This is a genomic window from Silanimonas sp. (genome assembly GCF_027530345.1).
Taxonomy (GTDB): Bacteria; Pseudomonadota; Gammaproteobacteria; order Xanthomonadales; family Xanthomonadaceae; genus Silanimonas.
The window spans coordinates 162574-186150 of sequence record NZ_JAPZQK010000018.1 but is presented as its reverse complement, the minus strand read 5'-3'; the positions used below and the strand labels follow the sequence as shown (position 1 = coordinate 186150).

The window sequence follows — 23577 nt, the reverse complement described above, 5'->3', positions numbered from 1 at the left end:
GGCTGGTGAACCCGTCGTTAAGTGGGGCACTGTCGCGCTGGAAAAGACCGCGGGTCGCCCGCATAGTTCCATGCTTCCTGCGCCGAATTGGAGCCGCCGAGATGTCCCGCGCCGAGGTCGTGATGTATTCGTCCGCGATCTGCCCCTATTGCGTCGCCGCCAAGAATTTCCTGAAACAGCGCGGCGTCGAGTGGCGCGAGGTGCGCGTCGACCTCGACCCGGTGGCGCGCACCGAGATGCTCGAGCGGGCCAGGCGCACTTCGGTGCCGCAGATCTTCATCAATGGCACCCACGTCGGCGGTTTCGACGACATGGTGGCCCTCGACCGCGCCGGTGGCCTGGCGCCCCTTCTGGAGTCCGCCCCGTGAGTGACCGCGTCGCCGAATTCACCGCCTTCCGCAAGCGCATGAACGAGCGCATCCTCGCCGAGGACAATCAGGTCGTGCGCCGCTTCTTCGCCCTCGACACGCAGACCTACAAGGCCGGCGCGCTCGACCTCAAGACCAAGGAAATGCTCGGCCTCGTGGCCTCGATGGTGTTGCGCTGCGACGACTGCATCGCCTACCACGTCGCCCAGTGCCAGCAGGCCGGCGTCACCCGCGAGGAGTTCTTCGAGGTGTTCTCGGTCGGCCTGGTCGTCGGTGGCTCGATCGTCATCCCGCACCTGCGTCGCGCGGTGGATTTCCTCGACCAATTGGAAGCCGGCGCCGCCGAGGCCCCCGGCGCCCACGACGCGGCCCACGGCTGAGCCCGGCCCGGGCTTTGCCTCCCGGCGCCCGTCGCGATGGACCCGCCTGAACCAAGCCCCGGTTCCTTGACCGCCGTCAGAGGCCGGTCCGGCGCCGCTGCGGCATAATCCGCGCGCTGCCCGCGCTGGATCGGGCGAGAAAAGGAAAAGACATGTCTCAGACGATTGCGGTGATCCGCGGGGACGGCATCGGTCCCGAAATCATGGATGCCTCGCTGGGCGTGCTGGATGCGATGAGGCTCGGGCTGCAGTACGAGTTCGTCGAAGCCGGCATGTCGGCGATGGAGAAGACCGGCGAACTGCTGCCCGCCGCCACCTTGGACGCGATCCGCAAGCACCGCATCGCCTTCAAGAGTCCGCTGACCACGCCGGTCGGCGAGGGCTTCACCTCGATCAACGTCGCGTTGCGAAAGACCTTCGACCTGTACGCCAACGTGCGTCCGGCGATCAGCTTCCCGGGCACCAAGGCGCGCTACGAGAACATCGACATCATCACGGTGCGCGAGAACACCGAGGGCGCCTACATCGGCGAGGGCCAGTCGGTGTCGCCGGACGGCGAGACCGCCCTGCTGACGCAGAAGGTGACCCGCAAGGGCTCGGAGCGCATCGTCCGCTACGCCTTCGACCTGGCACGCCGCGTCGGCCGCAAGAAGGTCACGGTGGTGCACAAGGCGAACATCCTGAAGTCCACCTCGGGCCTGTTCCTCAAGGTCGCCCGCGAAGTGGCGCAGCAGTACCCCGACATCCAGTGCAACGAGATGATCGTGGACAACACCTGCATGCAGCTGGTGATGCGCCCGGAGCAGTTCGACGTCATCGTGACGACGAACCTGTTCGGCGACATCGTCTCCGACCTTTGCGCCGGCCTGGTGGGTGGCCTCGGCCTCGCCCCGGGTGCGAACATCGGCGAGCACGCGGCCATCTTCGAGGCCGTGCACGGTTCGGCCCCGGACATCGCCGGCAAGAACATCGCCAATCCCTGCGCGTTGCTGTTGGCCGCTGGCCAGATGCTCGACCACCTCGGTCACGTCGACCATGCCAACCGCCTGCGCCAGGCCATCCGCGACACGCTCACCGCGAAGGACGGCGTTACCCCGGACGTCGGCGGCACGGGCACGACGCAGAGCTTCGCCAAGGCCGTCGCCGCGCGCGTCACCGGCTGATCGCAGGTTCGAAGCAGCAAAAGGAAAGGGCGCCGCAAGGCGCCCTTTTCCGTTGTTGGGACGATGGCCGGTCCCGCGGGGGACGGGCCCGGTGCGATCAATCGTCGCCGCGCAGTTTCGAGAGCAGGCGCAGGATCTCGAGGTACAGCCAGATCAGCGTCACCATCAGGCCGAAGGCGCCGTACCACTCCATTGACTTCGGGGCGCCGGCTTCGACGCCGCTTTCGATGAAATCGAAGTCGAGCACGAGGTTCAGCGCGGCGATCACGACCACGAAGGCCGAGAAACCGATGCCCAGCCAGCCGCTGTCGTGGATGAAGCCCATCCCTTCGAAGCCCATCAGGCGTATGCCGATGTTGACGAGGTAGAGCAGGGCGATGCCGCCGGTGGCGGCGACCACGCCGAGCTTGAAGTTCTCGGTGGCGCGGATCAGGCCGGACTTGTAGGCCAGCAGCAGCGACGCGAGGGTGCCGAAGGTGAGGCCGACGGCCTGCATCACGATGCCCGGGAACTGCGCTTCGAACATCGCCGAGACCGCACCGAGGAACAGGCCTTCGACCAGCGCATACAGCGGTGCCGTGACGGGCGCCCATTCCTTCTTGAAGACGGTGACCAAGGCCAGCACGAGACCGCCGATGGCGCCGCCCCAGACGTAGGGCATCAGGCCGGGGACGCTCTCCGGGCCGCTGTAGAGGTTCCAGGTGTAGGTCGCGGTGATCAGCACCATCGCGAGCAGCAGGGCGGTCTTGTTGACCGTGCCGCCGATCGTCATCGTCTGGCCATCGCGGGTGACGACGCGGCCCGAGCCGACGTCGAGGAAGGTGTTCTCGCCGAGAACGGGGTTGCCGCTGCGCATGTGTTGCTCCTTGCCGGGGGAAATCCCGGTCAAACCTTGCCCGCGTGCGGTGCCGGGCGCAAGGCGTGGGCGATGGCGAGGCCCGCAGCGATGGTCGCTGCCACGAGCAGCACGCCCGGACCGATCGAGCGCATGCCCCAGGCGCCCACGAGCGCCCCGCTGGAGAATCCGCCGATCACCAGCAGGCAGACGGCGATGCGCTTCTTCGCGACGGGCAGGCCACGCAGCGCGTGGCCGAGGTAGATGGCGAGGTCGGTGAACATGCCGCTCAGGTGCGAGGTGCGCATCACCGCGCCGCTGAAGGTGGTGGCCATCGCGTTCTGCAGGCCGACGGCGCTGGCCAGCAGGTAATAGGCCGCGGGTTCGCGCCAGAAAAAGGCCTGCGTGGCGGCGAGCACGAGTAGCGCTTCGATCCCCAGCGCCACGGTGTAGCGGCGTCCCAGCCGGAGATGCTCGTCGCGGATCAGCCAGCCGCTGAACACCGCGCCGAGGCAGAAGGCGCCGAGGATGCCCAACAGGTGGAGCGCGCTGTCCCAACGGCCGAAGCCAAGATGGCCGGCGATCAGCGTCGTCGTGCCGGTGAGATGGGTCACGGCCTCCGCACCGAAGGCCAGCAGACCGACCGCGTTCATCAGCCCGGCCGCGAAGCTCAGGGCGCCACCGGCCACCCAGACCCAGCGCGGCAGCTGGTCGATCATCGTTCGCGGAAGCGCCAAAAGTGGTCGAGCACGACGATCTCGCCGAGACCGGGGCGGTACCCGGCCGCCAGAGCGCCGGCGATGTACTCCGTACCGAGGCGGCAGGCCTGCGGCGCCGTCTCGCCGAGGGCGAGGTTCGCCGCGATCGCCGAGGCCAACGTGCAGCCCGTCCCATGGCCCTCCAGCGGCAGACGACGGCTGCGGAAGCTCGCGCGCAGCACGCCGCTGCCGAAGCGGTCGATCACCTCGGTTTCGGCGAGGTGGCCACCCTTCAGCAAGACGCCGTCGGCGCCGAGGTCGAGCAGTTCGACGAGTGCGGCATCGGCGTCTGCGCCCGGGGCGATCCGGCGCCCGAGCAGCAGCTCGGCCTCCGGCAGGTTCGGTGTCAGCACGGTCGCCATCGGGAGCAGGCGCGTGCGCAGGGCATCGAGTGCGTCGTCGGCCAGCAGCTTGGCGCCGCTGGTCGCCACCATTACCGGGTCCACCACGAGCGCCGTTGGCTTCCAATGCAAGAGCGCATCGGCCACGGCGTGGATGATGTCAGCCGTGGCGAGCATGCCGAGTTTCACCGCGCGCACGTCGAAGTCCTCGATGCAGGCGTCGATCTGCGCCCGTAGGAAGCCCACGTCCGGTGCGTGCACGGCGGTGACGCCGCGCGTGTGCTGGGCGGTCAGCGCGGCGAGGGCGGAAAGCCCGTGCACGCCGTGGGCGGCGAAAGCCTTGAGGTCGGCTTGGATGCCCGCGCCACCGCCGCTGTCCGAGCCGGCGATGGTCAGGGCCGAGATGACGCGCTCTTGCACTCAGAGCACCTCGGAGGCGTAGTCGGCCAGGCGCGAGCGCTCGCCGCGACGCAGGGTGACGTGCGCGCTGTGCGCCCAGCTCTTGAAGCGATCCACCGCGTAGGTGAGGCCGGACGTCGTCTCGGTGAGGTAGGGCGTATCGATCTGCTCGACGTTGCCCATGCAGATGATCTTGGTGCCCGGGCCGGCGCGGGTGATCAGGGTCTTGATCTGCTTCGGCGTCAGGTTCTGCGCCTCGTCGACGATCACCCAGCGGTTGAGGAAGGTGCGGCCACGCATGAAGTTCATCGAGCGGATCTTGATGCGCGAAGCGAGCAGGTCGTTGGTGGCGCCGCGGCCCCAGCTGCCGTGGTCCTCGGCGTGCGTGAGCACTTCGAGGTTATCGGTGAGCGCGCCCATCCACGGCGTCATCTTCTCTTCCTCGGTGCCGGGCAGGAAGCCGATGTCCTCGCCCACGCTCACCGTGGCGCGGGTCATGATGATCTCGCGGTAGCGCTGCACGTCCATGGTCTGCGCGAGGCCCGCGGCCAGCGCCAGCAGGGTCTTGCCCGTGCCCGCGGTGCCCAGCAGGGTGACGAAGTCGATCTCCGGGTCCATCAGGGCATTCAGCGCGAAGTTCTGCTCGCGGTTGCGGGCGTTGATGCCCCAGACTTGCCGGTTGGGCGAGCGGAAGTCCTCGACGATCTGCAGCACGGCGCGGTCGCCGTCGAGCTTCGCCACCTTCAGTTCGACGTCGTCTTCGCCCGGCAGGTAGAGGTACTGGTTGGCGTACCAGCCGTCCTCGGGAGCGGCCTTGATCTCGTAGAAGGTGCGGCCGCGCTCGGTCCAGCTGCGCAGGCTGTCGCCATGACGCTTCCAGAAGTCTTCGGGCAGCTGGGTCGCGCCGGTGTAGAGCAGGTTGAAATCGTCGAGCGCGCGGTCGTTCTCGTAGTCTTCGGCCTGCACGCCGACGATGCTGGCCTTGATGCGCAGGTTGATGTCCTTCGACACCAGCACCACCGGCGTGCTCGGGTTCTCCATCCGCAGTTGCAGGATCGAGCCGAGGATCTGGTTGTCCGGCAGCACGGTGCCGAAGCCCTTGCTGATGTCGACCGGCTTGGTCTGGAACAGCAGCCGACCGAGCATGTCCGCCGCCCGCAACTGCAGCTCCTTCGGACGCAGCAGGCTGATGCCGCCTTCGATGCCGCGGTTGCCGTGGGCCACGACCAGTTCGTTGAGGAAGCGGCTGACCTGGCGGGCATTGCGGGCCGATTCCGTTTGCCCCTTCTTGTTGTTGTCGAGTTCCTCCAGAACCATCATCGGCAGGAACACGTCGTGCTCCTCGAACTTGAACAGCGCCGTCGGGTCGTGCATCAGCACGTTGGTGTCGAGCACGTAGATGCGCTTGCTCTGCGTCATGGAAGCTCCTCGTGGCGGGGCAGGGATGCGGCAAAGAAAAAGCCGCCATCACGCGGGGGCGTCATGGCGGCTGGGTGTCGGCGTGCGATGGTCACGCGGCGCGGCGGCGAATCAATGGAGGCATGGGGTCATCGGCGTCAGAACTTCATCGGGTCCATAATGGCGTCGAGGTTCAGGTCGTCGCAGAAGGCGAGGAAGTCGTCGCGCAGCGCGGCGATATGCATGCTGGCCGGCACGCCGATGGTGACGTGGGCCGAGAACATGTCGGCGCCGGTCTGCATGGCGCGGTAGCGCGAGCACTGCAGGTTCTCGACCGTGATGCCCTGGCGGTCGAAGAAATCGGCGAGCTGGTAGAGGATTCCCGGCCGATCGGAGGCGACCACCTCGACGATGTAGGGAATCAGGTTGGACTGCACGGGTTTCGGGCCGGTGCGGTACCAGTGGATCTTCATCCCGTCGTCGCGCTCCATCCGCCCGAGCATGGCTTCCAGCTTGGCGACGGCGTCCCATGAGCCCACCGCGAGCGCCGTGACCGACACATCCCGGCCCACGGTGGAGAGGCGGGCGTCGGCGAGGTTGCAGCCCGAGTCGGCTATGCGGCGGCTGACGGCGAGGAGCGGAGAGTCCGGATGGGTCGAATACGCGCTGATCAGCAGCAGGTTTTCGTTCGACGGCGGACGGGGCGTGGATTCACTCATTGCCGCCAGCATACTTGCCGCGTTCTTCGCGCCGCAAGTAACATCAAGACTCATTTCTCCCCCACCGAACGAGCCCTGCCTTGCGACTTTCCGGCAGCATCACCGCGCTTGCCACCCCGTTTTCCATCGACGGGACCCTGGACCTCCGTGCCTGGGCGCAGATGCTGGAAAAACAGATCGCCTCGGGCGCGTCCGCCGTCGTGGTCGCCGGCTCCACCGGCGAAGCAGCGGCGCTCACGGACGATGAATACGACACGCTGCTGGTCGAAGCCGTTCGGGTCGTCGCCGGTCGTATCGGCGTGATCGCCGGCACCGGGCTCTCGAACACCGCCAAAACCATCGCCCAGACCCGGCGCGCCGCCGAACTCGGCGCGCAGGCCGCGCTGGTCGTGACGCCGCCCTACGTGCGTCCGACGCAGGCCGGCCTCGTGGCTCACTACCGCGCCGTGGCAGCGCAGGGTGGCCTGCCCGTCATCCTCTACAACGTGCCGGGACGCACCGGCGTCGACATGGCCCCGGAGACCGTCGCGCAACTCGTCGGCGTGGAGGGCATCGTCGGCCTGAAGGAAGCCCGCGGCGATGCCGAACGCTGGGCGGCCCTCGCGCCGCTCGCTTCGCCGGGCTTCGCCCTGCTGTCGGGCGACGACCCCACCTTCGTCGAAGCGATGCGCGCCGGTGCCGTGGGCGTGATCTCGGTCGCTTCCAACGTGGTGCCGGCCAGCATGGCGACCATCGCCGCCACGGCGGGCGAGGGCGCGTTCGGCGAGGCCGGAGCCCGCGACGCGCTGCTGGGGCCGCTCTACGATTTCCTCGGCTGCGCGCCGAACCCGATACCGCTGAAGGCCCTGCTCAAGGCCCAAGGCCTCGGTGCCGACCTGCGCCTGCCGTTGCTCCCGCTCGAGGCGCCGCACACTGCGTCGCTGGCGGCCATGCTGTCCCTCGTTGACCGCGTCGAAGCCGAAGCCTCGGCCGCGCGTCGCGCCGCCTGATTCCCTGGAGATGTCCATGCACCTGTCCACCCTGAAGCGCCCCCTGATCCTCGGCCTCCTCGCCACCTCGGCGGTCGTCGCCCTGTCCGGATGCTCGCTCTTCCGCGGCAAGGACGCCCCGTACCTCGAGAGCCGCGAGAGCCGTCCGCTCGAAGTGCCGCCGGATCTCGTCCTGCCGTCGTCGAGTGCGGCGCTGCAGATCCCGCCGGCCGCCGCCGGCGCGGCGTCGCCCGGCGAGGCGCCGCCCGCCGCCCTTGGCGTGGCCACCAGTTTCGAGATCAGCGATACGGCCGAGAACGCGTTCCGCCGCGTTGGGCTGGCGCTCGGCCGCGTCGATGGCGCCACGGCGACGCCCGTCGCCGCGCTGAGCAGCTACGAAGTCAGTTTCCGCGGCGAGAGCTTCCTCGTGCGGCTGGCCGCGCGCGGCGAGTCGGTGCGCGTCGATGCCATCAGCCCGGAGGGCGCGGCGATCAGTGGCGGCGCGGCCGGCGAATTGCTCGGCCTGCTGCAGTCGCGCCTGCAGTAACGCGCATCGAGGGGCGTCGCGCCCAAGGGCGCGCGCCGCTCAGCGCTGCAGCAGCGGGAGCTTGTCCGACTTGCCGTCCCATTCGGCGGCGTCGGGCAGCGGTTCCTTCCGCGTGGTGATCACCGGCCACTGCGCGGCCAGCTCCTTGTTCAGGGCAATCAGCCCTTCCTGGCCAGCCGGCACGTCGTCTTCCGGAAAGATCGCCTTGGCCGGGCACTCCGGCTCGCAGAGCGTGCAGTCGATGCACTCGTCCGGATCGATGACGAGGAAGTTCGGGCCTTCATGGAAGCAATCGACCGGGCAGACCTCGACACAGTCGGTGTACTTGCACTTGATGCAGTTCTCGGTAACGACGAAGGGCATGGCGTTGGCGACGTGAGGTAGGCGGTTAGGGTAGCGCCGCGGCGTGGCCGATGGCGTGGGCCCGGAAAAGACGAGGCCCGGCATTGCCGGGCCTCGTGGAATTGGCGCTCCCTACGGGATTCGAACCCGTGTTTTAGCCTTGAGAGGGCCACGTCCTAGGCCTCTAGACGAAGGGAGCATTGGTTGGTCGCTTCCTGCGAGTCCGGTAGGATAACGGAATCGTTCCACATTCTCTAGCCTCTTCGGCGCCATCCTGGATACCCACCACCCCATGTCCGAAACCGTCGCGCCCCTGGTGATTCCCCGCGAGGCCCATCCGATCTCGCGCAGGAACATCAGCTCTGCCGCCCTGAAGGTGCTTTACGGGCTCCGCGACGCCGGTTTCAAGGGCTATCTGGTGGGTGGTGCGGTCCGCGACCTGCTGGCCGGCCGCCAGCCGAAGGATTTCGACATCGCCACCGACGCCACGCCGGAACAGGTGCGCGAGGTGTTCCGCAACTGCCGCTTGATCGGCCGCCGGTTCCGCCTGGCGCATGTGGTCTATGGCCGCGAGATCATCGAGGTCGCGACGTTCCGCGCCAACGACGACGATGGCAGTGGCGACCGGGAAACGCAGGACGATGGCCGCGTGCTGCGCGACAACGTCTACGGCAGCATCGAAGACGACGCGGTGCGGCGCGACTTCACGGCGAACGCGCTCTATTACGCCATCGAGGATTTCTCGGTGCGCGACTACGTCGGTGGCTACGAGGACGTCCTCGCGCGCAAGCTCAAGTTGATCGGCGACCCCGAGAAGCGCTACCGCGAAGACCCGGTCCGGATGCTGCGAGCGGTCCGCCTCGCCGCGAAGCTCGAATTCACCATCGACGAGAGCGCCGCGGCGCCGATGCCCGCGCTGGCGCCCCTGCTCGCCGGTGCGGCGCCTGCGCGCTTGTTCGACGAATCCCTGAAGCTGTTCCTTGCCGGGCATGGCGAGGCGAGTTTCCTTGGCCTGGAGGCCCACCAGCTGTTGCCGGCCGTGTTGCCGGAAACGGCGGAGGCACTGCGCACCAACCGTAGCGGCCTGCTGCGCTCGATGGTGCTCGATGGCTTGCGCAATACCGACAAGCGGATCGCCGAGGACAAGCCGGTCACGCCCGCCTTCCTCTATGCCGTGCTGCTGTGGCCGGCCTACTGCCGCGAGCTGGCGCGCCTGCAGGCGCAGGGCCTCGAGCCGGCGGTGGCCCAGCAGCGTGCGGCCGACCGCGTGACGCTCCATCAGGCGCATCGCATCGTGCTGCCCCGGCGGTTCTCGCTGCCGATGCAGGAGATCTGGATGCTGCAGCCGCGCTTCGCGCTGCGGCAGAAGAAGCGCGTGTTCCGCACGCTGGCCCATCCGCGCTTCCGCGCTGCGTTCGATTTCCTCGAGCTCCGCGCCAAGGTGGCGCCGGAACTCGCCGCCGACCTGCTGTTCTGGCGCGATGCGCAGTTGCAGGCCCCGGCCGCGCTGTCCGAATCGCTGGACCAGGGAGGCCTGGGTCTCGACGAGGCGGGCGAGGGCGATGCGCTGGCCGAAGGCGCGACGGGTGAAGCCGGTCCGCGCCGTCGCCGCCGCCGCCGTCCTCGTCGTGGCGGCCCGGGAGCTGGCGCTCCGGCATGACTGTGCGGCGGGCTTGGGTGGGGCTGGGCGGCAATGTCGGCGACGTGTCCGCGTGCTTCACCTCCGCCCTGGCGATGCTGGGGGCGGCCAATGGCGTCGATGTCGTCCGCGTCTCGCGCCGCTACCGCACGCCGGCCTGGGGCGTGACCGAGCAGGCCGACTTCATCAATGCCGTGGCGGAACTCGCCACGACGCTGCCGCCCCTCGATGTGCTGGCCGCACTCCAGACCACCGAGCGTGCCCATGGTCGCGACCGGGCCCGCGAGCAGCGCTGGGGGCCACGCACCCTGGACCTCGACCTGCTGGCGATGGAGGGGGTCCACCTCGACACGCCGGCGCTGCAGTTGCCGCATCCGCGCTTCGCCGAGCGGGCCTTCGTGCTGGTGCCCTGGGCCGAGATCGCCGCCGAACTCGACGTGCCCGGCGTCGGACGCATCACGGATCTGGCCCTTGCGCTGGATCGCTCGGGTATCGAGGCGATACCTTAGGCGCCCAATCGCGACCGGCTTCCGCCCCCGCATGTACGCCTCCGACGCGCCCCCGCCGCGCCCGCCCGTCACCGTCCCCGAGCTGCGCCGGTTGAAGTCCGCCGGCACGCCGATCGTGGCGATGACCGCCTATGACGCCGGCTTTGCTGCGGTGCTGGACGCCGAGGGCGTGGATTTCGTGCTCGTGGGCGATTCGCTCGGCATGGTGGTGCAGGGCGAGGCCAGCACGCTGCCGGTCACCGTCGACCAGATCGTCTACCACTGCCGTGCCGTGGCGCGTGGCTTGCGCGGCGCGCTGCTCGTTGCCGACATGCCCTTCGGCGCCGATGCAACACCCGAGAGGGCGTTCGACGCTGGCGTGCGGATGCTCAAGGAGGGCAACGCCGGGATGGTGAAGATCGAGGGCGCGGGCGTGAAGCTCGACGCCATCCGCTTCCTCGTCGAGCGCGAGATCCCGGTCTGTGCCCATCTCGGCCTGACGCCGCAATCGGTGCTGCGCCTCGGTGGCTACAAGGTGCAGGGCCGCGAGGCCGCGGCCGCCGAACAGCTCAAGCGCGATGCGCGGGCGGTGGAAGCCGCAGGCGCCACGGCGCTGGTGCTCGAGTGCGTGCCCTCCGCTTTGGCCGAGAGCATCACCCGTGAGCTGTCGATTCCCACCATCGGCATCGGCGCAGGCGCGGGTTGCGACGGCCAGATCCTCGTGCTGCACGACCTGCTGGGCGTCAGTGGCGGCCACCGACCGCGCTTCGTGAAGAATTTCCTCGCCGACGGCGGCTCGGTGCAGGGCGCCGTCCGCGCCTATGCCGAGGCCGTGCGTTCGCGCACTTTCCCCGCGCCCGAGCACGCCTACGCATGATCCGCACCGTCCGCACCGTCGCCGAACTGCGCGCCCACCTCGCTGGCTGGCGCGACCAGGGGCATCGCATCGCGCTGGTGCCCACCATGGGCAACTTGCACGCCGGGCACCATTCGCTCATCGAATTGGCCAAGCAGAACGCCGACAAGGTCGTGGCCAGCGTGTTCGTGAATCCGACGCAGTTCGGGCCGAGCGAGGACTTCTCGCGCTATCCGCGCACGCCCGAGGCCGACGCCGAGGGGCTCGCGCAGGCCGGCTGCGACCTGCTGTTCCTGCCGTCGGTGGAAACCATGTATCCGCTGGGGGCCGAGGCCGCGGTGCGCATCCGCGTCCCCGGCGTGGCTGATGTGCTGGAAGGCGCCCACCGTCCGGGCCACTTCGACGGTGTCGCGACCGTCGTGGCTCGCCTGTTCAACATGGTGCACCCGGACGTCGCCATCTTCGGCCGCAAGGACTACCAGCAACTGCAGGTGATCCGGCACATGACGAAGGACCTCGCCTTCGCCTTCGCCATCGACATCGTGCCCGGCCCGACCGTGCGCGAGCCGGACGGCCTCGCCATGAGTTCGCGCAACCAGTACCTGTCGCCGGACGAGCGCCGCGTGGCGGTCGAGATCATCCGCAACTTGCGCACGCTGCGTGATCAGACCGCGCTGGGCCTGCCACCGGCGGGCCTGGAGCAGGAAGCCGTCGAGCGCCTGACGGCGGCGGGCTTCGACGTCGACTACGTGGCGATCCGCCGCGCCGACCTTTCCATTCCTGATGGCGGCAGCGAGCCGGGCCTTCTGGGGCTGGTCGCTGCGCGCCTTGGCCGCACGCGCCTGATCGACAACCTCGACTTCGACGGCGTCGACGCCCGCTGAACGCCGCTTCGGCGACGCTGTGCGCAAGGGTGGGTTCGATTGCGGGCTCCACCCCTCGCCCCTACACTCCGCGCCTTCACGCCTCCGGACCGCCCCCATGCAGCTCACCCTGCTGAAAGCCAAGATCCACCGCGCCTCCGTCACCCACGCCGAGCTTCACTATGAGGGCTCGTGCGCCATCGACGGCCGCCTGCTCGACGTGTCGGGCATCCGCGAGTACGAGCAGGTGCACATCTTCAACATCAACAACGGCGCGCGCTTCGTCACCTACGCCATCCGTGGCGAAGAGGGCAGCGGCGTGATCTCGGTGAACGGCGCCGCGGCGCACCTCGCCGGCCCGGGCGATCTGGTGATCATCTGCGCCTACGGCCAGCTCGACGAGGCGGAAGCGGCGAAGTTCAAGCCGACGCTGGTCTACGTCGACCGCCAGAACCGCCTCACCCATACCAACCACAGCATCCCGGCGCAGGCCGCCTGACCCCAGGACAACGAATGCACTCGATCGCGGCGCGTCTGGCACACCTGAAGTCCCACGGCGCTCGCCTCGCGGGCCATTCGTTGAAGCAGCTCATCGCGCGCGAGCCGGATCGTGCGGCGTGCATGGCCTTGAAGGTCGACGGCCTGTACGCGAACTTCGCGCGCCAGCATGTCGATGCCGAAGCCCTCGACGCCCTGCTGGCGGTGGCGCAGGCCAGCGGCATGGGCGCGGCGATCCGTGAACTCCTGCACGGTGCCTCGGTGAATCGCTCCGAAGGCCGTCCCGCCTTGCACAGCGCGCTGCGCACCGCGTTCGAGGCCCCGGTGGCCTCCGGCGCAGCCCTCGAAGCCCACGCCGCCCGCCAGCGCATGGCCGACATGGCACAAGCCCTTCGCGCCAGCGGCGTGACCGACATCATCAACGTCGGCATCGGCGGCTCCGACCTCGGTCCGCGCTTGGCGCTAGACGCGCTGAAGGACTTCGGCGACGGCCGCTTCACCATCCATTTCCTCAGCAACGTCGATGCCCATGCGGCGACGCGCCTGCTGGCGGGCCTCGATCCGGCGAAGACTGCCGCGATCCTCGTTTCGAAGAGCTTCGGCACGCAGGAAACCCTGCTCAACGGCCAACTCATCCGCGACTGGCTCGGCGGCGGTGAGCGCCTGTACGCGGTGAGTGCGAACGTGCCCAAGGCCGAGGCTTTCGGCATCGATCCTTCGCGCGTGCTGCCGATGTGGGATTGGGTCGGCGGCCGCTACTCGCTGTGGTCGGCGGTCGGTTTCTCGGTGCTGCTGGCGCTCGGCGAGGACGGTTTCGCCCAGATGCTCGCCGGCGCCGAGGCGATGGACCGGCATTTCCTCGAGGCGCCGGCGGAATCGAACCTGCCGTTGTGGCATGCGCTGTTCGCGGTGTGGAATCGCAACGCCGAGGGCCATGCCGCCCAGGCGGTGCTGCCCTATGACGAGCGCCTGCGCTTGCTGCCGGCCTACCTGCAGCAGCTGGTCATGGAATCGCTGGGCAAGCGCGTCGACCACGACGGCGCGGCCATCGAGCACGACACCGTGCCGGTGCTGTGGGGCGGGGCGGGTACCGACAGCCAGCACAGCTTCTTCCAGGCTCTGCATCAGGGCACGCAGGTGGTGCCGGCGGACTTCATTGGCGTCGTCCAGCCGGACCACGCGCATGCTGCGCAGCATCGCGTGCTGCTCTCGCATTTGCTGGCGCAGGTCGAAGCACTGGCGAACGGTGACGAGGGCGATCGTCCGCAGCGGCACTTCCCGGGCAATCGACCGAGCACCCTGATCCTGCTCGACCGCCTGACACCGCGCAGCTTCGGTGCGCTGATCGCGCTCTACGAGCACAGCGTCTATGCGCAGTCGGTGCTCTGGGGCATCAACGCCTTCGACCAGTTCGGCGTCGAGCTCGGCAAGACGCTGGCCGGCGGCCTGCTGCCGGTGCTGGAAGGCCAGGCGCACGCGCAGGACCCGATCAGCGCTGCCTTGGCTGCGGAGATCCTCGCTCGCGGTTAGGTTGGCGCTTTCGCAGCCTGTTCCGAGAGCGCCCACTCGACGTGCTCGCGCACGACCTCGGAGGGGTGCGACGCGCGTGAGCGCAGCGCCTCGATCACGGCGTCCGAATGCGGGGCGTTGCCCAGCGCGACGGCGATGTTCCGCAACCAGCCCTGGTGCCCGGTGCGGCGGATCGCAGAGCCTTCGGTGCGCTTGAGGAACGCGTCCTCGTCCCACGCGAACAATTCCACCAGCGAAGCGATGTCCAGCCCATGGCGCGGCTCGAAGTCGGGCAGGGCATGGCGCTGGGCGAACTTGTTCCACGGGCAGACCAGCTGGCAGTCGTCGCAGCCGAAGATGCGGTTGCCCATGGGGCGGCGGAACTCGAGCGGGATCGTCCCGGCGTTCTCGATCGTCAGGTAGCTGATGCAGCGCCGCGCGTCGAGCACGTTCGGCGCGACGATGGCCTGCGTGGGGCAGATGTCGATGCAGCGCGTGCAGGTGCCGCAGTGCTCGGTGGCGGGCTCGTCGACGGGTAGCGGAAGGTCGGTGTAGAGCTCGCCGAGGAAGAACCAACTGCCGGCCTTGGTATTGATCACGCAGGTGTTCTTGCCGATCCAGCCGAGGCCGGCGTCGCGGGCCAGTGCGCGTTCCAGCACGGGGGCGGAATCGACGAAGGCGCGGTAGCCGAACGGGCCGACCACCTCGGCGATGCGGTCCGCGAGCTTCTGCAGCCGCGCGCGCAGCACCTTGTGGTAATCGCGGCCCAGGGCGTAGCGCGCGACATAAGCGCGGGTGCCATCGGCCAGCGTGTCCCAGCAGGCCGCGTCGTCGTCGACGCCGTAATCCATGCGAACGCTGATGACGCGCACCGTGCCCGGCACCAGCTCGTCGGGGCGGCTGCGCTTCGTGCCATGCGTGGCCATCCAGTCCATCGAACCGTGGTGGCCTTCGGCGAGCCAGCGCGCGAGGTGCGCTTCGTCACTCGCCAGCGTGCCGGCGCTGATTCCGGCCTGCTGGAAGCCGAGCGCTTCGGCCCAGCGCTTGATGTCGGCGGCGAGCGCGGCCCAGTCGTGCATGGTGCGAAGTATAGAATCCGCGGCATGTCCCATGCCATGCCGCTGTACTGCGCCGATGCCGTGCGTGCCATTGAGCGCGCGGCCTTCGCGCGCGGCGTCGATGCCTTCGGGCTGATGACGCAGGCCGGCGAGGCCGCCGCAGCGCTGCTGCGCGAACGCTGGCCGCAGGTGCGGCGGGTCGGCGTGCTGTGCGGGACGGGCAACAACGGTGGCGACGGCTATGTCGCGGCCTTGGCCCTGCACCGCAGCGGGCTTCAGGTCGATGCGGTGGCCAGCGGCGAACCGCGCACCCCCGAGGCTCGGGCCGCCGCGGCCCGGTGGCGCGCGGCGGGGCACGACGTGCGTACCTTGGCGTCTGGCGTTCCCGACGCGGACGCGTGGATCGACGCCTTGTTCGGCATCGGGCTCTCCCGCGCCCCGGAAGCGCCCGTGGCGGCCCTGATGCAGGCGGTGGCCGCGCAGCGGCGTCCGGTGCTGGCGCTGGATGTGCCCTCGGGCATCGATGCCGACCGCGGTAGCGCCCCTGGCGCGTTCCTTCCCGCCGCGATGACCCTGTGCTTCGTCGCCGCGAAACGCGGCCTTTTCACCGCTCTGGGCCGCGAGGCTGCGGGTGAAGTGCACGTCGATCCGCTGGGCCTCGACGTCGATGCGCTGGCCGCCGCGGCCTCGGAGGGTGCGCCGTCAGCGTGGGCGGTCCGAGCGTCGGACTTGGCCGACGCTCTTCCCGTGCGGCGCCTCGACAGCCACAAAGGCCATCACGGTCGGGTGCTCTGCCTGGGCGGCGACCACGGCATGGCCGGGGCCCTCGTGCTCTGCGCGGAGGCCGCCGCCCGTGGCGGCGCCGGCTGGGTGGAGGCCCTCTCGCGCCCGGAGACGGTGTTTGCGCTGAATGTCCGTCGGCCGGAAGTGATGGCTGGTGTTGTACCCGCGGAGGACGCCCTCGCTTCGCGACTCGTCGCCGCCGGCGTCGTGGCAGTGGGCCCGGGTCTGGGGCAGGGCGAGTGGGGACGCGGCCTGTTCGAGGCGGCGTTGGCTTCGGGCCGCCCGCTCGTGCTGGATGCCGATGCCCTGAACCTGCTGGCCGAGGCGCCGCGCGCGCTGCCAGGCGCCGTGCTGACGCCCCATCCTGGCGAGGCGGCGCGTCTGCTCGGATGCCGTACCGAAGAGGTGCAGTCGGATCGTTTCGCCGCGCTCGACGCGCTGGTCGCGCGCTTCGGGGCGGCCGTGGTGCTCAAGGGGGCCGGCACTGTGGTGGCGGCGCCCGGCGAAACCCCGCGCCTGATCGATGCCGGGCATCCCGGCATGGCCTCGGCCGGCATGGGGGATGCGCTGACCGGGCTCGTCGCGGCCCTGCGGGCGCAGGGCCTGTCACCCTTTGACGCGGCGTGGGTCGGTGCGTTGGCGCATTCGGCCGCTGCCGATGCCGTGGGGCGCGGCCGTGGCCGTGGCCTGCTCGCCAACGACGTCATCGGGGCCTTCGGTCCGGTGTTGAACCCATGAGTGCGCCCTTTCTTCCCGACGCCGAGGCCACGGCGGCCTTGGGCGCCCGCCTCGCCGCAACCCGGCCCGCACGGGCCGTGGTCCACCTGCAGGGCGACTTGGGGGCCGGCAAGTCCACGCTAGCGCGAGCCCTGCTGCGGGCGCTGGGGGTGACGGGCACGATCCGCAGCCCGACCTACACGCTGATCGAGCGCTACGCGCTTCCCGACGGGGAGGCGGCGCACCTCGATCTTTACCGCCTCGGCGATGCGGGTGAGCTGGATTTCCTGGGCATGGACGAACTGCAGGATGCCGCCGCGTTGTGGCTGGTGGAGTGGCCGGAGCGCGGCGGGGCCACGCTGCCCGCGCCAGACCTGGTGGTCCGCCTCGCCCTGGAGGCCGAAGGGCGGCGCGCCATGCTCGAGCCGCGGAGCGACGCTGGCCGGGAGTGGATCCGACGGCTCGACGGCGCCTCCGACAGGGCTGCGACCGGCATTTCCGCCCCCACTTAGGGTCGGTTCATCAGGAAGATTCGCAGGAACAGGCTGCAGGCTACGGATTGCAAAGGAAAAAGTGCTTGCATTGCGCCGGGGGCGGTGCTTGAATCGCGCTCATGCCGCGCGCCTCCGCCCTCAACCTGACCCGCTGGTTGCACTTGGCCGTCCTGGTCGCGGGCTTGGCGTATGCCGCGTTTGCCCACGCCGAGGTCCAGCTGGGGCAGCTCCGTCTCAGCGCCGGCGAGGAAAGCACCCGCGCCGAGCTGCAGCTCGATGCCGCCCCGGGCGATTACCGTCTTTTCAGCCTCGCCAATCCTGACCGGCTCGTGCTCGATCTGCCGGGCGCTGCCTTGGCCGAGGGCTTCCGACCGCCGGCCCCGAATGGCCGCGTGATCGGCGTCCGCACGGGTTCGCCCGAGGCCGGCAAGCTCCGCATCGTGTTCGACCTCGCCGGGGCGGTGCGTCCGCGGACCCGCGTCGAGGGCAGCGGGCGCGCCTCGCGCCTCGTGCTTGAAATGTTCCGCGACGAGGCCGCCATGGCGGCGAACACCGCGCCCGCGGCCGCGCCGGCGGCGAATGCCGCGGCATCGTCCTCGACGGCAGCGCCAGCGCCGGTGTCCGGTGCGCGCGAGCTGCTGATCGCCATCGACGCCGGCCACGGTGGCCGCGATCCCGGCGCCATCGGCGGCGGCGGCACCTACGAGAAGACCGTCACGCTGAAGGTGGCGCGCGAGCTCGCCGCGGAGATCGACCGCCATCCCGGCATGCGCGCGCTCCTGATCCGCGACGGCGACGTGTTCATCCCGCTCGGTGACCGCTACCAGAAGGCGCGCGATGCGCAGGCCGACCTGTTCATCTCGATCCACGCCGATGCCGCGCAGAGCCGCCAGGCCAACGGCGCCTCGGTCTTCGTACTCTCGACGCGCGGCGCTTCCAGCGAAGCAGCGCGCTTCCTCGCCGACCGCGAGAACAATGCCGACCTCGTCGGCGGCGTGAGCCTCGAGGACAAGGACCGCAGCCTCGCCGCGGTGCTGCTCGATCTCTCGCAGAGCGCGACGATGCGCGTCTCCGACGAGGCCGCGAACCACGTGCTCGATGAGCTGCGCAGCGTCGGCAAGACGCACAAGCCGCAGGTCGAACGCGCCAATTTCTGGGTGCTGCGCTCGCCCGACGTCCCCTCCATGTTGGTGGAGACGGGTTTCATCACCAATGCCGCCGACGAGCGCAAGCTCAACGATGCGGGCTTCCGTCGCCGCCTCGCCGAAGTGGTCGCGCGCGGCGTGGGTGATTACTTCGGCTCGCAGCCGCCGCCGGGCACGTGGTTCGCCGCGAATCCCTCGCGCGGCAGCCGCCAGCACGTCGTTGCCCGCGGCGAAACCCTCGGCCTGATCGCTGCACGGCACGGCATTTCGCTGAGCCAGCTGCGCAACGCCAACGACAAGCGCGACGACGTCGTGCGCGTGGGCGAGCGCCTGCGCATCCCCGCGGCGCCGGAGTAATCCGCACGCGCGGCGCGGCGTGCCCGCCCGGTATCATCGCGGCCTGTCCCCGTGCGATGCCGGCATGCCGATCCAGCTGCTCCCCGAAGTCCTGATCAACCAGATCGCCGCCGGCGAAGTCGTCGAGCGGCCGGCGTCGGTCGTGAAGGAACTGGTCGAGAACGCCCTGGATGCCGGTGCGCAGCGCGTCGAGATCGATCTCGAGGAAGGCGGGGCTCGGCTCATCCGTATCCGCGACGACGGCGTCGGCATGGCGCCCACCGAATTGCCCATGGCGGTTTCGCGGCACGCCACCAGCAAGATCGCCAGCCTCGACGATCTCGAAGCCGTGGCGACCCTCGGTTTCCGCGGTGAGGCCCTGCCTTCGATCGCGTCGGTGAGCCGGTTCTCGATGGCCTCGCGCACGGCCACGCAGGAGCGCGGCGCGAAGCTCGATGTGGACGGTGGGCGGCTCGGCGAGGTCATCCCGCATCCGCACGCGCAAGGCACGACCGTCGAGGCGCGCGACCTGTTCTTCAACGTGCCGGCGCGACGCAAGTTCCTGAAGGCCGAACGCACGGAGCTCGGCCACGTCGAGGACTGGCTGCGCCAACTCGCGCTGGCCCGCCCGACGATCGAACTCAAGCTCAACCACAACGGGCGGCTGCTCCGGCATTACCGGCCCAACGGCGGTGACGCGCCGAAGCGCTTGGCCGAAGCGCTGGGGCCGGAGTTCCACGAACGTGCGCTCGGCCTTGACCACGCCCAGGCGGGGCTTCGCCTGCATGGCTGGATCGGCCTGCCCACGGCCTCGCGCAGCAGCGCCGACCAGCAGTTCTTCTACGTCAACGGCCGCGCCGTGCGCGATCGCATCGTCGCGCACGCCGTGCGGCAAGCCTATGCGGACGTGCTCTACCACGGCCGGCATCCGAGCTTCGTGCTGTTCCTCGAGCTCGACCCGCGCCGCGTCGACGTCAATGTCCATCCAGCCAAGCACGAAGTGCGTTTTCGCGACGGCCGGCTGGTGCACGACTTCATCTTCCGAACGCTGCACGAAGCGCTGGCCGACGCCCGACCCGCCGATGGCGCGGGCGCACCGTCGAGCCCGGTGGGCCCCACGCCGAGCCCGGTGGCGGGGCTTCCGCAGTGGGCACCGGCGGACCAGTCGCGGCTTGGGCTCTCGGTGGGCGACACCATGGCCGCCTACCGCACGCTGTATGCGGCGTCGGGTGGCCTCGAGGCCAGCACATCCGGCATGCCGGCTTCGATGGCGTCGATGCCGTTCCCCAGCGCCGGTGCCGTGCATCAGATGCCGGCGGCCGCGGTGCCGGCGGGGATCGACGACACCGTGGCCCCGCCGCTCGGCTTCGCGCTCGCGCAGCTGCATGGCGTCTACGTGCTGGCGCAGAACGCACAGGGCCTCGTCCTTGTCGACATGCATGCCGCGCACGAGCGCATCACCTACGAGCGCATGAAGGCCGCCTTCGCCGCGCAGGACCTGCGCGCGCAGCCGCTGCTGGTGCCCGAAGCTCTCGCGGTGAGCGAGCGCGAAGCGGACGCTGCCGAGCAGCACGCGGTGCTGCTGTCGTCGCTGGGTTTCGAGGTGCGCCGCACTGGGCCGCAGTCGCTGTCGCTGCGCAGCGTGCCCGCGCTGCTGGCCGACCTCGACGCCAAGCCCCTCCTGCTCGATGCCTTGGCCGAGCTGCGTGAACACGGCAACACGCGCAAGGTCGAAGAGGCCGTCCACGGGCTGATGGGGGGCTGGGCCTGCCGCAGCTCCGTGCGTGCCAACCGCCGGCTCACGGTGCCGGAAATGAACGCTCTGTTGCGCGACATGGAGGCGACGGAACGTGCGGCACAGTGCAACCATGGTCGCCCGACCTACGTACAGTTGGAGCTCGCGGAACTGGATCGACTGTTCCTCCGCGGCCGATGAAGGAGTCCCGCATGCGTCGCAACGCCTCTTCCCGAAACGACTCGCCTTGGCGCGTCGGCCTTCCCACCTTGCTTGCCGCGCTGCTTGCCGTGGGCTGCAGCGGTGATTCCGGCCCGTCGCAGGCGGAAATCGACGCCCAGGCGAAGCGCGAGGCAGCGGCCGCTGCCGCAGCGGCCGTCCACGCCCGCGGCGTCAACGAAGTGCGCGAGACGCGCCTGGCGAACCTGCAGAAGCCGGACGGCTGGCTGTCGCTCGTCGGCCTGCACTGGCTGAAGCCCGGCAACAGCTACGTCGGCAGCGGCGCCACCAAGGGCGTGCGTCTTGCCGCGGGGCCCGAGGAGGTCGGCATGATCCGGCTCGATCGCGATGGCACGGTCACGTTTCGGGCCACCCGCGGCGCGGGCGTCATGTACGACGGCCAGCCTGCGGATGGCGGCACGCGCCGGCTTGTCACCGATGCGGATGACGGCACGCCGACGGTCGTCGGCTTCAACCAGGGCGATGCCAGCTTCATCGTCATCAAGCGCGGCGAGAACTACGGGTTGCGCGTCCGCGATGCCTTGGCGCCGACGCGCACGCGTTTCCCCGGCCTCGACTATTTCGACATCGATTCGGCGTTCCGCTTCGACGCGCGTTTCGAAGCCCATCCGCCGGGCCAGACGATCTCCATCGTCAACGTCCTCGGCATCGAAGAAGCGATGGCCAACCCGGGCGTCGTGGTGTTCCAGAAGGACGGCGTCGAGTACCGGCTGGAGGCGGTGGACGAAGGCGACGGGCGCCTGTTCCTGATCTTCGCCGACCGCACCAGCGGGCACGAAAGCTACGCCGCGTCGCGCTTCCTCTATGCGGAGCAGCCGGCCGACGGCGGAACGACCGTGGTCGACTTCAACCGCGCGTACAACCCGCCCTGCGCATTCACCGAGTTCTCCACCTGCCCGATGCCGCCGCCGTCGAACCGACTCGACCTCCGCATCGAAGCCGGTGAGAAGAAGCCGCTTCCCTTGCTGGCGTCGCCCTGAGCATGGCGAATCGCGGCGGTTGGAGGGCGTTCGCGTTCGCCGCGGCGGTGGCGATGGCGTCGAGCGCGACAGCCGCCGCGGACAGCGCGCCCCCGCGGCCGCTGCTCTGGAAGGCCAGCGATGGCGACAACGTGGTGTACCTGCTGGGCACCTTCCACCTGCTGGAGGCCGGCGATTACCCGCTTGATCCGATGGTGTACGCCGCGCTCGATGACGCGGAGCAGGTGTTTTTCGAGCTTTCGCCGGAAGCCCTGGCCGACCCGAGCCTCGGTCTGAAGTTCGCGCAAGCGGGCATCCGTGCGGACGGCCGGACCCTGCAGCAGACGATGGATGCCCCGACCTGGGCGGCCACCGTGCAACTGGCGTCGGAGGCCGACCTCCCGCTCGACGCCCTGCAGCGGATGGAGCCGTGGTTCGCCGCGTTGACGCTCACGATGGCGGAAATGACCGCCGCCGGCCTCGATCCGGCGCTCGGGCTCGACAAGCACTTGGCGCAGCACGCGACGCGCGACGGCAAGCGCACGGCAGGGCTGGAGACGCCCGCGGACCAGATTCGCCTGTTCGATGGCATGAAGTACGGTGTGCAGGTCGCGCAGCTGCGCGACGTGGTCGAGCGCTCCGACGAGATCCGCAGCGAGACCGAGTGGCTGCACCGGCAATGGCGCGAGGGCGACGTGGATGCGCTGTACTGGGGCATGGCCGCGGCCATGAAGGCGCGGGACCCGGCGCTTTACGAGCGCATCAACACCCAGCGAAATGCAGCCTGGGTGTCACGCGTGAAGGCCCTGCTGGACGCGCCCGGCGAGGACGATGCGCTGGTCGCGGTCGGCACTCTGCACCTGCTCGGTGCGGAAGGCCTGGTGCAGCAGCTGGCCGCCGCGGGCTACACCGTCGAGCGGCTGTAGCGCGACGGCGGCGGCGCGGCGACGAGGTCGATGCAGTCGACCGGGCAGGGCGCGATGCAGAGTTCGCAGCCCGTGCAGAGGTCCTCGACGACCACATGCAGGAACTTCGGCGCGCCGATGATGGCATCGACCGGGCAAGCGGCGATGCACTTGAAGCAGCCGATGCATTCGTCCTCGCGGATGCGTGCAATCTGCGGTGGCTTCTCGACGCCGTGTTCGGTCGACAGCGGCTTCGGCTCGCGGCCGAGCAGCGTCGCCAGTGCGCGGATGCCGGCTTCGCCGCCGGGCGGGCACTGGTTCATGTCGGCTTCGCCCTTGGCGATGGCTTCGGCATAGGGCCGGCAGCCGGGGTACTTGCACTGCCCGCACTGCGTCTGCGGCAGCACGGCGTTGATCTGCTCGACGAGGGGATCGCCCTCGACCGCGAAGCGTTTCGCCGCCCAGCCGAGCAGCGCGCCGAGAGCGGCGCACAGCGCCACCAGCGCCAGCAGGGGAAGCCAGAGATCCGCCACGACGCGGCCTAGCGATCCATGCCGGTGAAGCCGGCGAAGGCCAGGGCCATCAAGCCAGCCGTCACCAGCGCGATCGGCGCGCCCTTGAACGCCGACGGCACCTCGGCCGATTCCAGGCGCTCGCGGAGGGCGGCGAACAGCACCAGCACCAGGCCGAAGCCCACGGCAGCGCCGAAGCCGTAGAGCACGGATTCGAGCAGCGAATGCTTCGCCTGCACGTTCAGCAGGGCCACGCCGAGCACCGCGCAGTTGGTGGTGATCAGCGGCAGGTAGAGTCCGAGTACCTGGTAAAGGCGCGGGCTCTGCCGGTGCAGCAGCAGCTCGGTGAACTGCACCGTGGCGGCGATGACGAGGATGAAGGCGGGCGTTCGCAAGTCGCCGATGCCGAGTGGATCCAGCAGCCAGTGCTGCAGCGCCCACGAGAGGCCCGCCGCCAGCGTCAGCACGAAGCCCGTCGCCAGCGCCATGCCGACGGCGGCATCGAGCTGCCTCGACACGCCCATGAACGGGCACAGGCCGAGGAACTTCACCAGCACGAAGTTGTTGACCAGCACCGCGCCGACGAGGATCAGCAGGATGTCGGTCACGGCGCGGAATCCGT

At 69.6% G+C, this 23577-nt stretch carries 25 protein-coding genes, 1 tRNA gene and 1 pseudogene; 17 read left to right on the top strand and 10 right to left on the bottom strand.

Annotation, left to right across the window (positions count from 1 at the left end; translation table 11 throughout):
- Positions 1-101: 101 nt before the first annotated feature.
- From grxC to O9255_RS09990, 3 genes are all read left to right on the top strand, one after another.
- Positions 102-368 (top strand): glutaredoxin 3, encoded by a 267-nt coding sequence (grxC, locus tag O9255_RS10000; protein ID WP_297866706.1) that lies wholly within the window; start codon positions 102-104, stop codon positions 366-368.
- A 38-nt stretch (positions 369-406) separates the two neighbouring features.
- Entirely contained in the window at positions 407-748 is a 342-nt protein-coding gene (locus tag O9255_RS09995; RefSeq protein WP_297866816.1) for a carboxymuconolactone decarboxylase family protein, read from the top strand.
- Positions 749-900: 152 nt separating this feature from the next.
- A complete protein-coding gene (locus O9255_RS09990) occupies positions 901-1911 on the top strand; it encodes an isocitrate dehydrogenase (RefSeq protein WP_297866705.1) in 1011 nt (336 codons plus the stop codon).
- 97 nt (positions 1912-2008) lie between these two features.
- On the opposite strand, the gene O9255_RS09985 is transcribed toward O9255_RS09990, so the two are convergent.
- From O9255_RS09985 to O9255_RS09965, 5 genes are all read right to left on the bottom strand, one after another.
- Entirely contained in the window at positions 2009-2767 is a 759-nt protein-coding gene (locus O9255_RS09985; RefSeq protein WP_297866704.1) for a Bax inhibitor-1/YccA family protein, read from the bottom strand.
- 29 nt (positions 2768-2796) lie between these two features.
- Entirely contained in the window at positions 2797-3465 is a 669-nt protein-coding gene (locus O9255_RS09980) for a YoaK family protein (RefSeq protein ID WP_297866703.1), read from the bottom strand.
- The gene (thiD, locus tag O9255_RS09975) at positions 3462-4265 is read right to left on the bottom strand and encodes a bifunctional hydroxymethylpyrimidine kinase/phosphomethylpyrimidine kinase (RefSeq protein WP_297866702.1); all 804 of its coding nucleotides are present in this window, start codon (positions 4263-4265) and stop codon (positions 3462-3464) included. Before thiD ends, O9255_RS09980 begins: the two co-directional genes overlap by 4 nt.
- The gene (locus tag O9255_RS09970; RefSeq protein ID WP_297866701.1) at positions 4266-5663 is read right to left on the bottom strand and encodes a PhoH family protein; all 1398 of its coding nucleotides are present in this window, start codon (positions 5661-5663) and stop codon (positions 4266-4268) included.
- 137 nt (positions 5664-5800) lie between these two features.
- On the bottom strand, positions 5801-6361 hold the full coding sequence (locus O9255_RS09965; protein ID WP_297866700.1) for a glycine cleavage system protein R: 561 nt from the start codon (positions 6359-6361) through the stop codon (positions 5801-5803).
- Positions 6362-6441: 80 nt separating this feature from the next.
- On the opposite strand from O9255_RS09965, the gene dapA reads away from it, so the two are divergent.
- Together dapA and O9255_RS09955 are read left to right on the top strand one after the other, a co-directional pair.
- Positions 6442-7350: a 4-hydroxy-tetrahydrodipicolinate synthase gene (gene dapA / locus O9255_RS09960; protein ID WP_297866699.1), complete on the top strand. Its 909-nt coding sequence runs from the start codon at positions 6442-6444 to the stop codon at positions 7348-7350.
- Between the two features lie 16 nt (positions 7351-7366).
- Positions 7367-7876 carry a hypothetical protein gene (locus tag O9255_RS09955; RefSeq protein WP_297866698.1) on the top strand — a complete coding sequence of 170 codons (510 nt, stop codon included), beginning with the start codon at positions 7367-7369 and terminating at the stop codon, positions 7874-7876.
- Positions 7877-7915: 39 nt separating this feature from the next.
- On the opposite strand, the gene fdxA is transcribed toward O9255_RS09955, so the two are convergent.
- Both fdxA and O9255_RS09945 read right to left on the bottom strand, forming a co-directional pair.
- Positions 7916-8239 (bottom strand): ferredoxin FdxA, encoded by a 324-nt coding sequence (fdxA, locus tag O9255_RS09950; protein WP_297866697.1) that lies wholly within the window; start codon positions 8237-8239, stop codon positions 7916-7918.
- Positions 8240-8341: 102 nt separating this feature from the next.
- Positions 8342-8417 (bottom strand) — tRNA-Glu (locus tag O9255_RS09945).
- A 117-nt stretch (positions 8418-8534) separates the two neighbouring features.
- Here O9255_RS09945 and pcnB point away from each other — a divergent pair.
- The 6 genes and pseudogenes from pcnB to pgi all read left to right on the top strand — a co-directional run.
- A pseudogene (gene pcnB, locus O9255_RS09940) lies at positions 8535-9878 on the top strand (polynucleotide adenylyltransferase PcnB); the annotation flags it as partial.
- 2 nt (positions 9879-9880) lie between these two features.
- Positions 9881-10366, top strand: a complete 486-nt coding sequence (gene folK / locus O9255_RS09935; RefSeq protein WP_297866815.1) for a 2-amino-4-hydroxy-6-hydroxymethyldihydropteridine diphosphokinase — start codon at positions 9881-9883, stop codon at positions 10364-10366.
- 31 nt (positions 10367-10397) lie between these two features.
- On the top strand, positions 10398-11222 hold the full coding sequence (gene panB, locus O9255_RS09930; RefSeq protein WP_297866696.1) for a 3-methyl-2-oxobutanoate hydroxymethyltransferase: 825 nt from the start codon (positions 10398-10400) through the stop codon (positions 11220-11222).
- A complete protein-coding gene (panC, locus tag O9255_RS09925) occupies positions 11219-12085 on the top strand; it encodes a pantoate--beta-alanine ligase (protein WP_297866695.1) in 867 nt (288 codons plus the stop codon). The genes panB and panC overlap by 4 nt, the downstream gene beginning before the upstream one ends.
- Before the next feature lie 97 nt (positions 12086-12182).
- Entirely contained in the window at positions 12183-12563 is a 381-nt protein-coding gene (gene panD, locus O9255_RS09920; protein ID WP_297866694.1) for an aspartate 1-decarboxylase, read from the top strand.
- A 14-nt stretch (positions 12564-12577) separates the two neighbouring features.
- A complete protein-coding gene (gene pgi, locus O9255_RS09915) occupies positions 12578-14092 on the top strand; it encodes a glucose-6-phosphate isomerase (RefSeq protein WP_297866693.1) in 1515 nt (504 codons plus the stop codon).
- Here the strand turns inward: pgi and queG are convergent.
- Positions 14089-15150: a tRNA epoxyqueuosine(34) reductase QueG gene (queG, locus tag O9255_RS09910; RefSeq protein WP_297866692.1), complete on the bottom strand. Its 1062-nt coding sequence runs from the start codon at positions 15148-15150 to the stop codon at positions 14089-14091. The genes pgi and queG overlap by 4 nt on opposite strands.
- Positions 15151-15174: 24 nt before the next feature.
- Here queG and O9255_RS09905 point away from each other — a divergent pair, with 24 nt between their 5' ends.
- From O9255_RS09905 to O9255_RS09880, 6 genes are all read left to right on the top strand, one after another.
- Positions 15175-16650, top strand: a complete 1476-nt coding sequence (locus O9255_RS09905) for an NAD(P)H-hydrate dehydratase (RefSeq protein ID WP_297866691.1) — start codon at positions 15175-15177, stop codon at positions 16648-16650.
- Positions 16647-17141 (top strand): tRNA (adenosine(37)-N6)-threonylcarbamoyltransferase complex ATPase subunit type 1 TsaE, encoded by a 495-nt coding sequence (gene tsaE / locus O9255_RS09900; protein WP_297866690.1) that lies wholly within the window; start codon positions 16647-16649, stop codon positions 17139-17141. The genes O9255_RS09905 and tsaE overlap by 4 nt, the downstream gene beginning before the upstream one ends.
- 101 nt (positions 17142-17242) lie before the next feature.
- A complete protein-coding gene (locus O9255_RS09895) occupies positions 17243-18625 on the top strand; it encodes an N-acetylmuramoyl-L-alanine amidase (protein WP_297866689.1) in 1383 nt (460 codons plus the stop codon).
- Positions 18626-18689: 64 nt separating this feature from the next.
- On the top strand, positions 18690-20540 hold the full coding sequence (gene mutL / locus O9255_RS09890; RefSeq protein ID WP_297866688.1) for a DNA mismatch repair endonuclease MutL: 1851 nt from the start codon (positions 18690-18692) through the stop codon (positions 20538-20540).
- Between the two features lie 11 nt (positions 20541-20551).
- A complete protein-coding gene (locus O9255_RS09885; protein WP_297866687.1) occupies positions 20552-21559 on the top strand; it encodes a DUF1684 domain-containing protein in 1008 nt (335 codons plus the stop codon).
- A 2-nt stretch (positions 21560-21561) separates the two neighbouring features.
- Entirely contained in the window at positions 21562-22464 is a 903-nt protein-coding gene (locus O9255_RS09880; RefSeq protein WP_297866686.1) for a TraB/GumN family protein, read from the top strand.
- On the opposite strand, the gene rsxB is transcribed toward O9255_RS09880, so the two are convergent.
- Both rsxB and rsxA read right to left on the bottom strand, forming a co-directional pair.
- Positions 22443-22976 (bottom strand): electron transport complex subunit RsxB, encoded by a 534-nt coding sequence (gene rsxB, locus O9255_RS09875; protein WP_297866685.1) that lies wholly within the window; start codon positions 22974-22976, stop codon positions 22443-22445. The two genes, O9255_RS09880 and rsxB, sit on opposite strands and share 22 nt — an antisense overlap.
- 8 nt (positions 22977-22984) lie before the next feature.
- The gene (gene rsxA / locus O9255_RS09870; RefSeq protein ID WP_297866684.1) at positions 22985-23563 is read right to left on the bottom strand and encodes an electron transport complex subunit RsxA; all 579 of its coding nucleotides are present in this window, start codon (positions 23561-23563) and stop codon (positions 22985-22987) included.
- Positions 23564-23577: the final 14 nt, after the last annotated feature.

Excerpts from the sequence above, each read along its gene's own strand:
- O9255_RS09955 (WP_297866698.1), top strand. The coding sequence starts at position 7,367 with ATGCACCTGTCCACCCTGAAGCGCCCCCTGATCCTCGGCCTCCTCGCC.
- queG (WP_297866692.1), bottom strand. The coding sequence starts at position 15,150 with ATGCACGACTGGGCCGCGCTCGCCGCCGACATCAAGCGCTGGGCCGAA.
- grxC (WP_297866706.1), top strand. The coding sequence starts at position 102 with ATGTCCCGCGCCGAGGTCGTGATGTATTCGTCCGCGATCTGCCCCTAT.
- O9255_RS09995 (WP_297866816.1), top strand. The coding sequence starts at position 407 with ATGAACGAGCGCATCCTCGCCGAGGACAATCAGGTCGTGCGCCGCTTC.
- O9255_RS09880 (WP_297866686.1), top strand. The coding sequence starts at position 21,562 with ATGGCGAATCGCGGCGGTTGGAGGGCGTTCGCGTTCGCCGCGGCGGTG.
- fdxA (WP_297866697.1), bottom strand. The coding sequence starts at position 8,239 with ATGCCCTTCGTCGTTACCGAGAACTGCATCAAGTGCAAGTACACCGAC.
- panC (WP_297866695.1), top strand. The coding sequence starts at position 11,219 with ATGATCCGCACCGTCCGCACCGTCGCCGAACTGCGCGCCCACCTCGCT.
- O9255_RS09970 (WP_297866701.1), bottom strand. The coding sequence starts at position 5,663 with ATGACGCAGAGCAAGCGCATCTACGTGCTCGACACCAACGTGCTGATG.
- pgi (WP_297866693.1), top strand. The coding sequence starts at position 12,578 with ATGCACTCGATCGCGGCGCGTCTGGCACACCTGAAGTCCCACGGCGCT.
- O9255_RS09980 (WP_297866703.1), bottom strand. The coding sequence starts at position 3,465 with ATGATCGACCAGCTGCCGCGCTGGGTCTGGGTGGCCGGTGGCGCCCTG.
- panD (WP_297866694.1), top strand. The coding sequence starts at position 12,183 with ATGCAGCTCACCCTGCTGAAAGCCAAGATCCACCGCGCCTCCGTCACC.
- O9255_RS09895 (WP_297866689.1), top strand. The coding sequence starts at position 17,243 with ATGCCGCGCGCCTCCGCCCTCAACCTGACCCGCTGGTTGCACTTGGCC.
- O9255_RS09905 (WP_297866691.1), top strand. The coding sequence starts at position 15,175 with ATGTCCCATGCCATGCCGCTGTACTGCGCCGATGCCGTGCGTGCCATT.
- O9255_RS09885 (WP_297866687.1), top strand. The coding sequence starts at position 20,552 with ATGCGTCGCAACGCCTCTTCCCGAAACGACTCGCCTTGGCGCGTCGGC.
- tsaE (WP_297866690.1), top strand. The coding sequence starts at position 16,647 with ATGAGTGCGCCCTTTCTTCCCGACGCCGAGGCCACGGCGGCCTTGGGC.
- mutL (WP_297866688.1), top strand. The coding sequence starts at position 18,690 with ATGCCGATCCAGCTGCTCCCCGAAGTCCTGATCAACCAGATCGCCGCC.
- O9255_RS09990 (WP_297866705.1), top strand. The coding sequence starts at position 901 with ATGTCTCAGACGATTGCGGTGATCCGCGGGGACGGCATCGGTCCCGAA.
- O9255_RS09965 (WP_297866700.1), bottom strand. The coding sequence starts at position 6,361 with ATGAGTGAATCCACGCCCCGTCCGCCGTCGAACGAAAACCTGCTGCTG.
- O9255_RS09985 (WP_297866704.1), bottom strand. The coding sequence starts at position 2,767 with ATGCGCAGCGGCAACCCCGTTCTCGGCGAGAACACCTTCCTCGACGTC.
- panB (WP_297866696.1), top strand. The coding sequence starts at position 10,398 with ATGTACGCCTCCGACGCGCCCCCGCCGCGCCCGCCCGTCACCGTCCCC.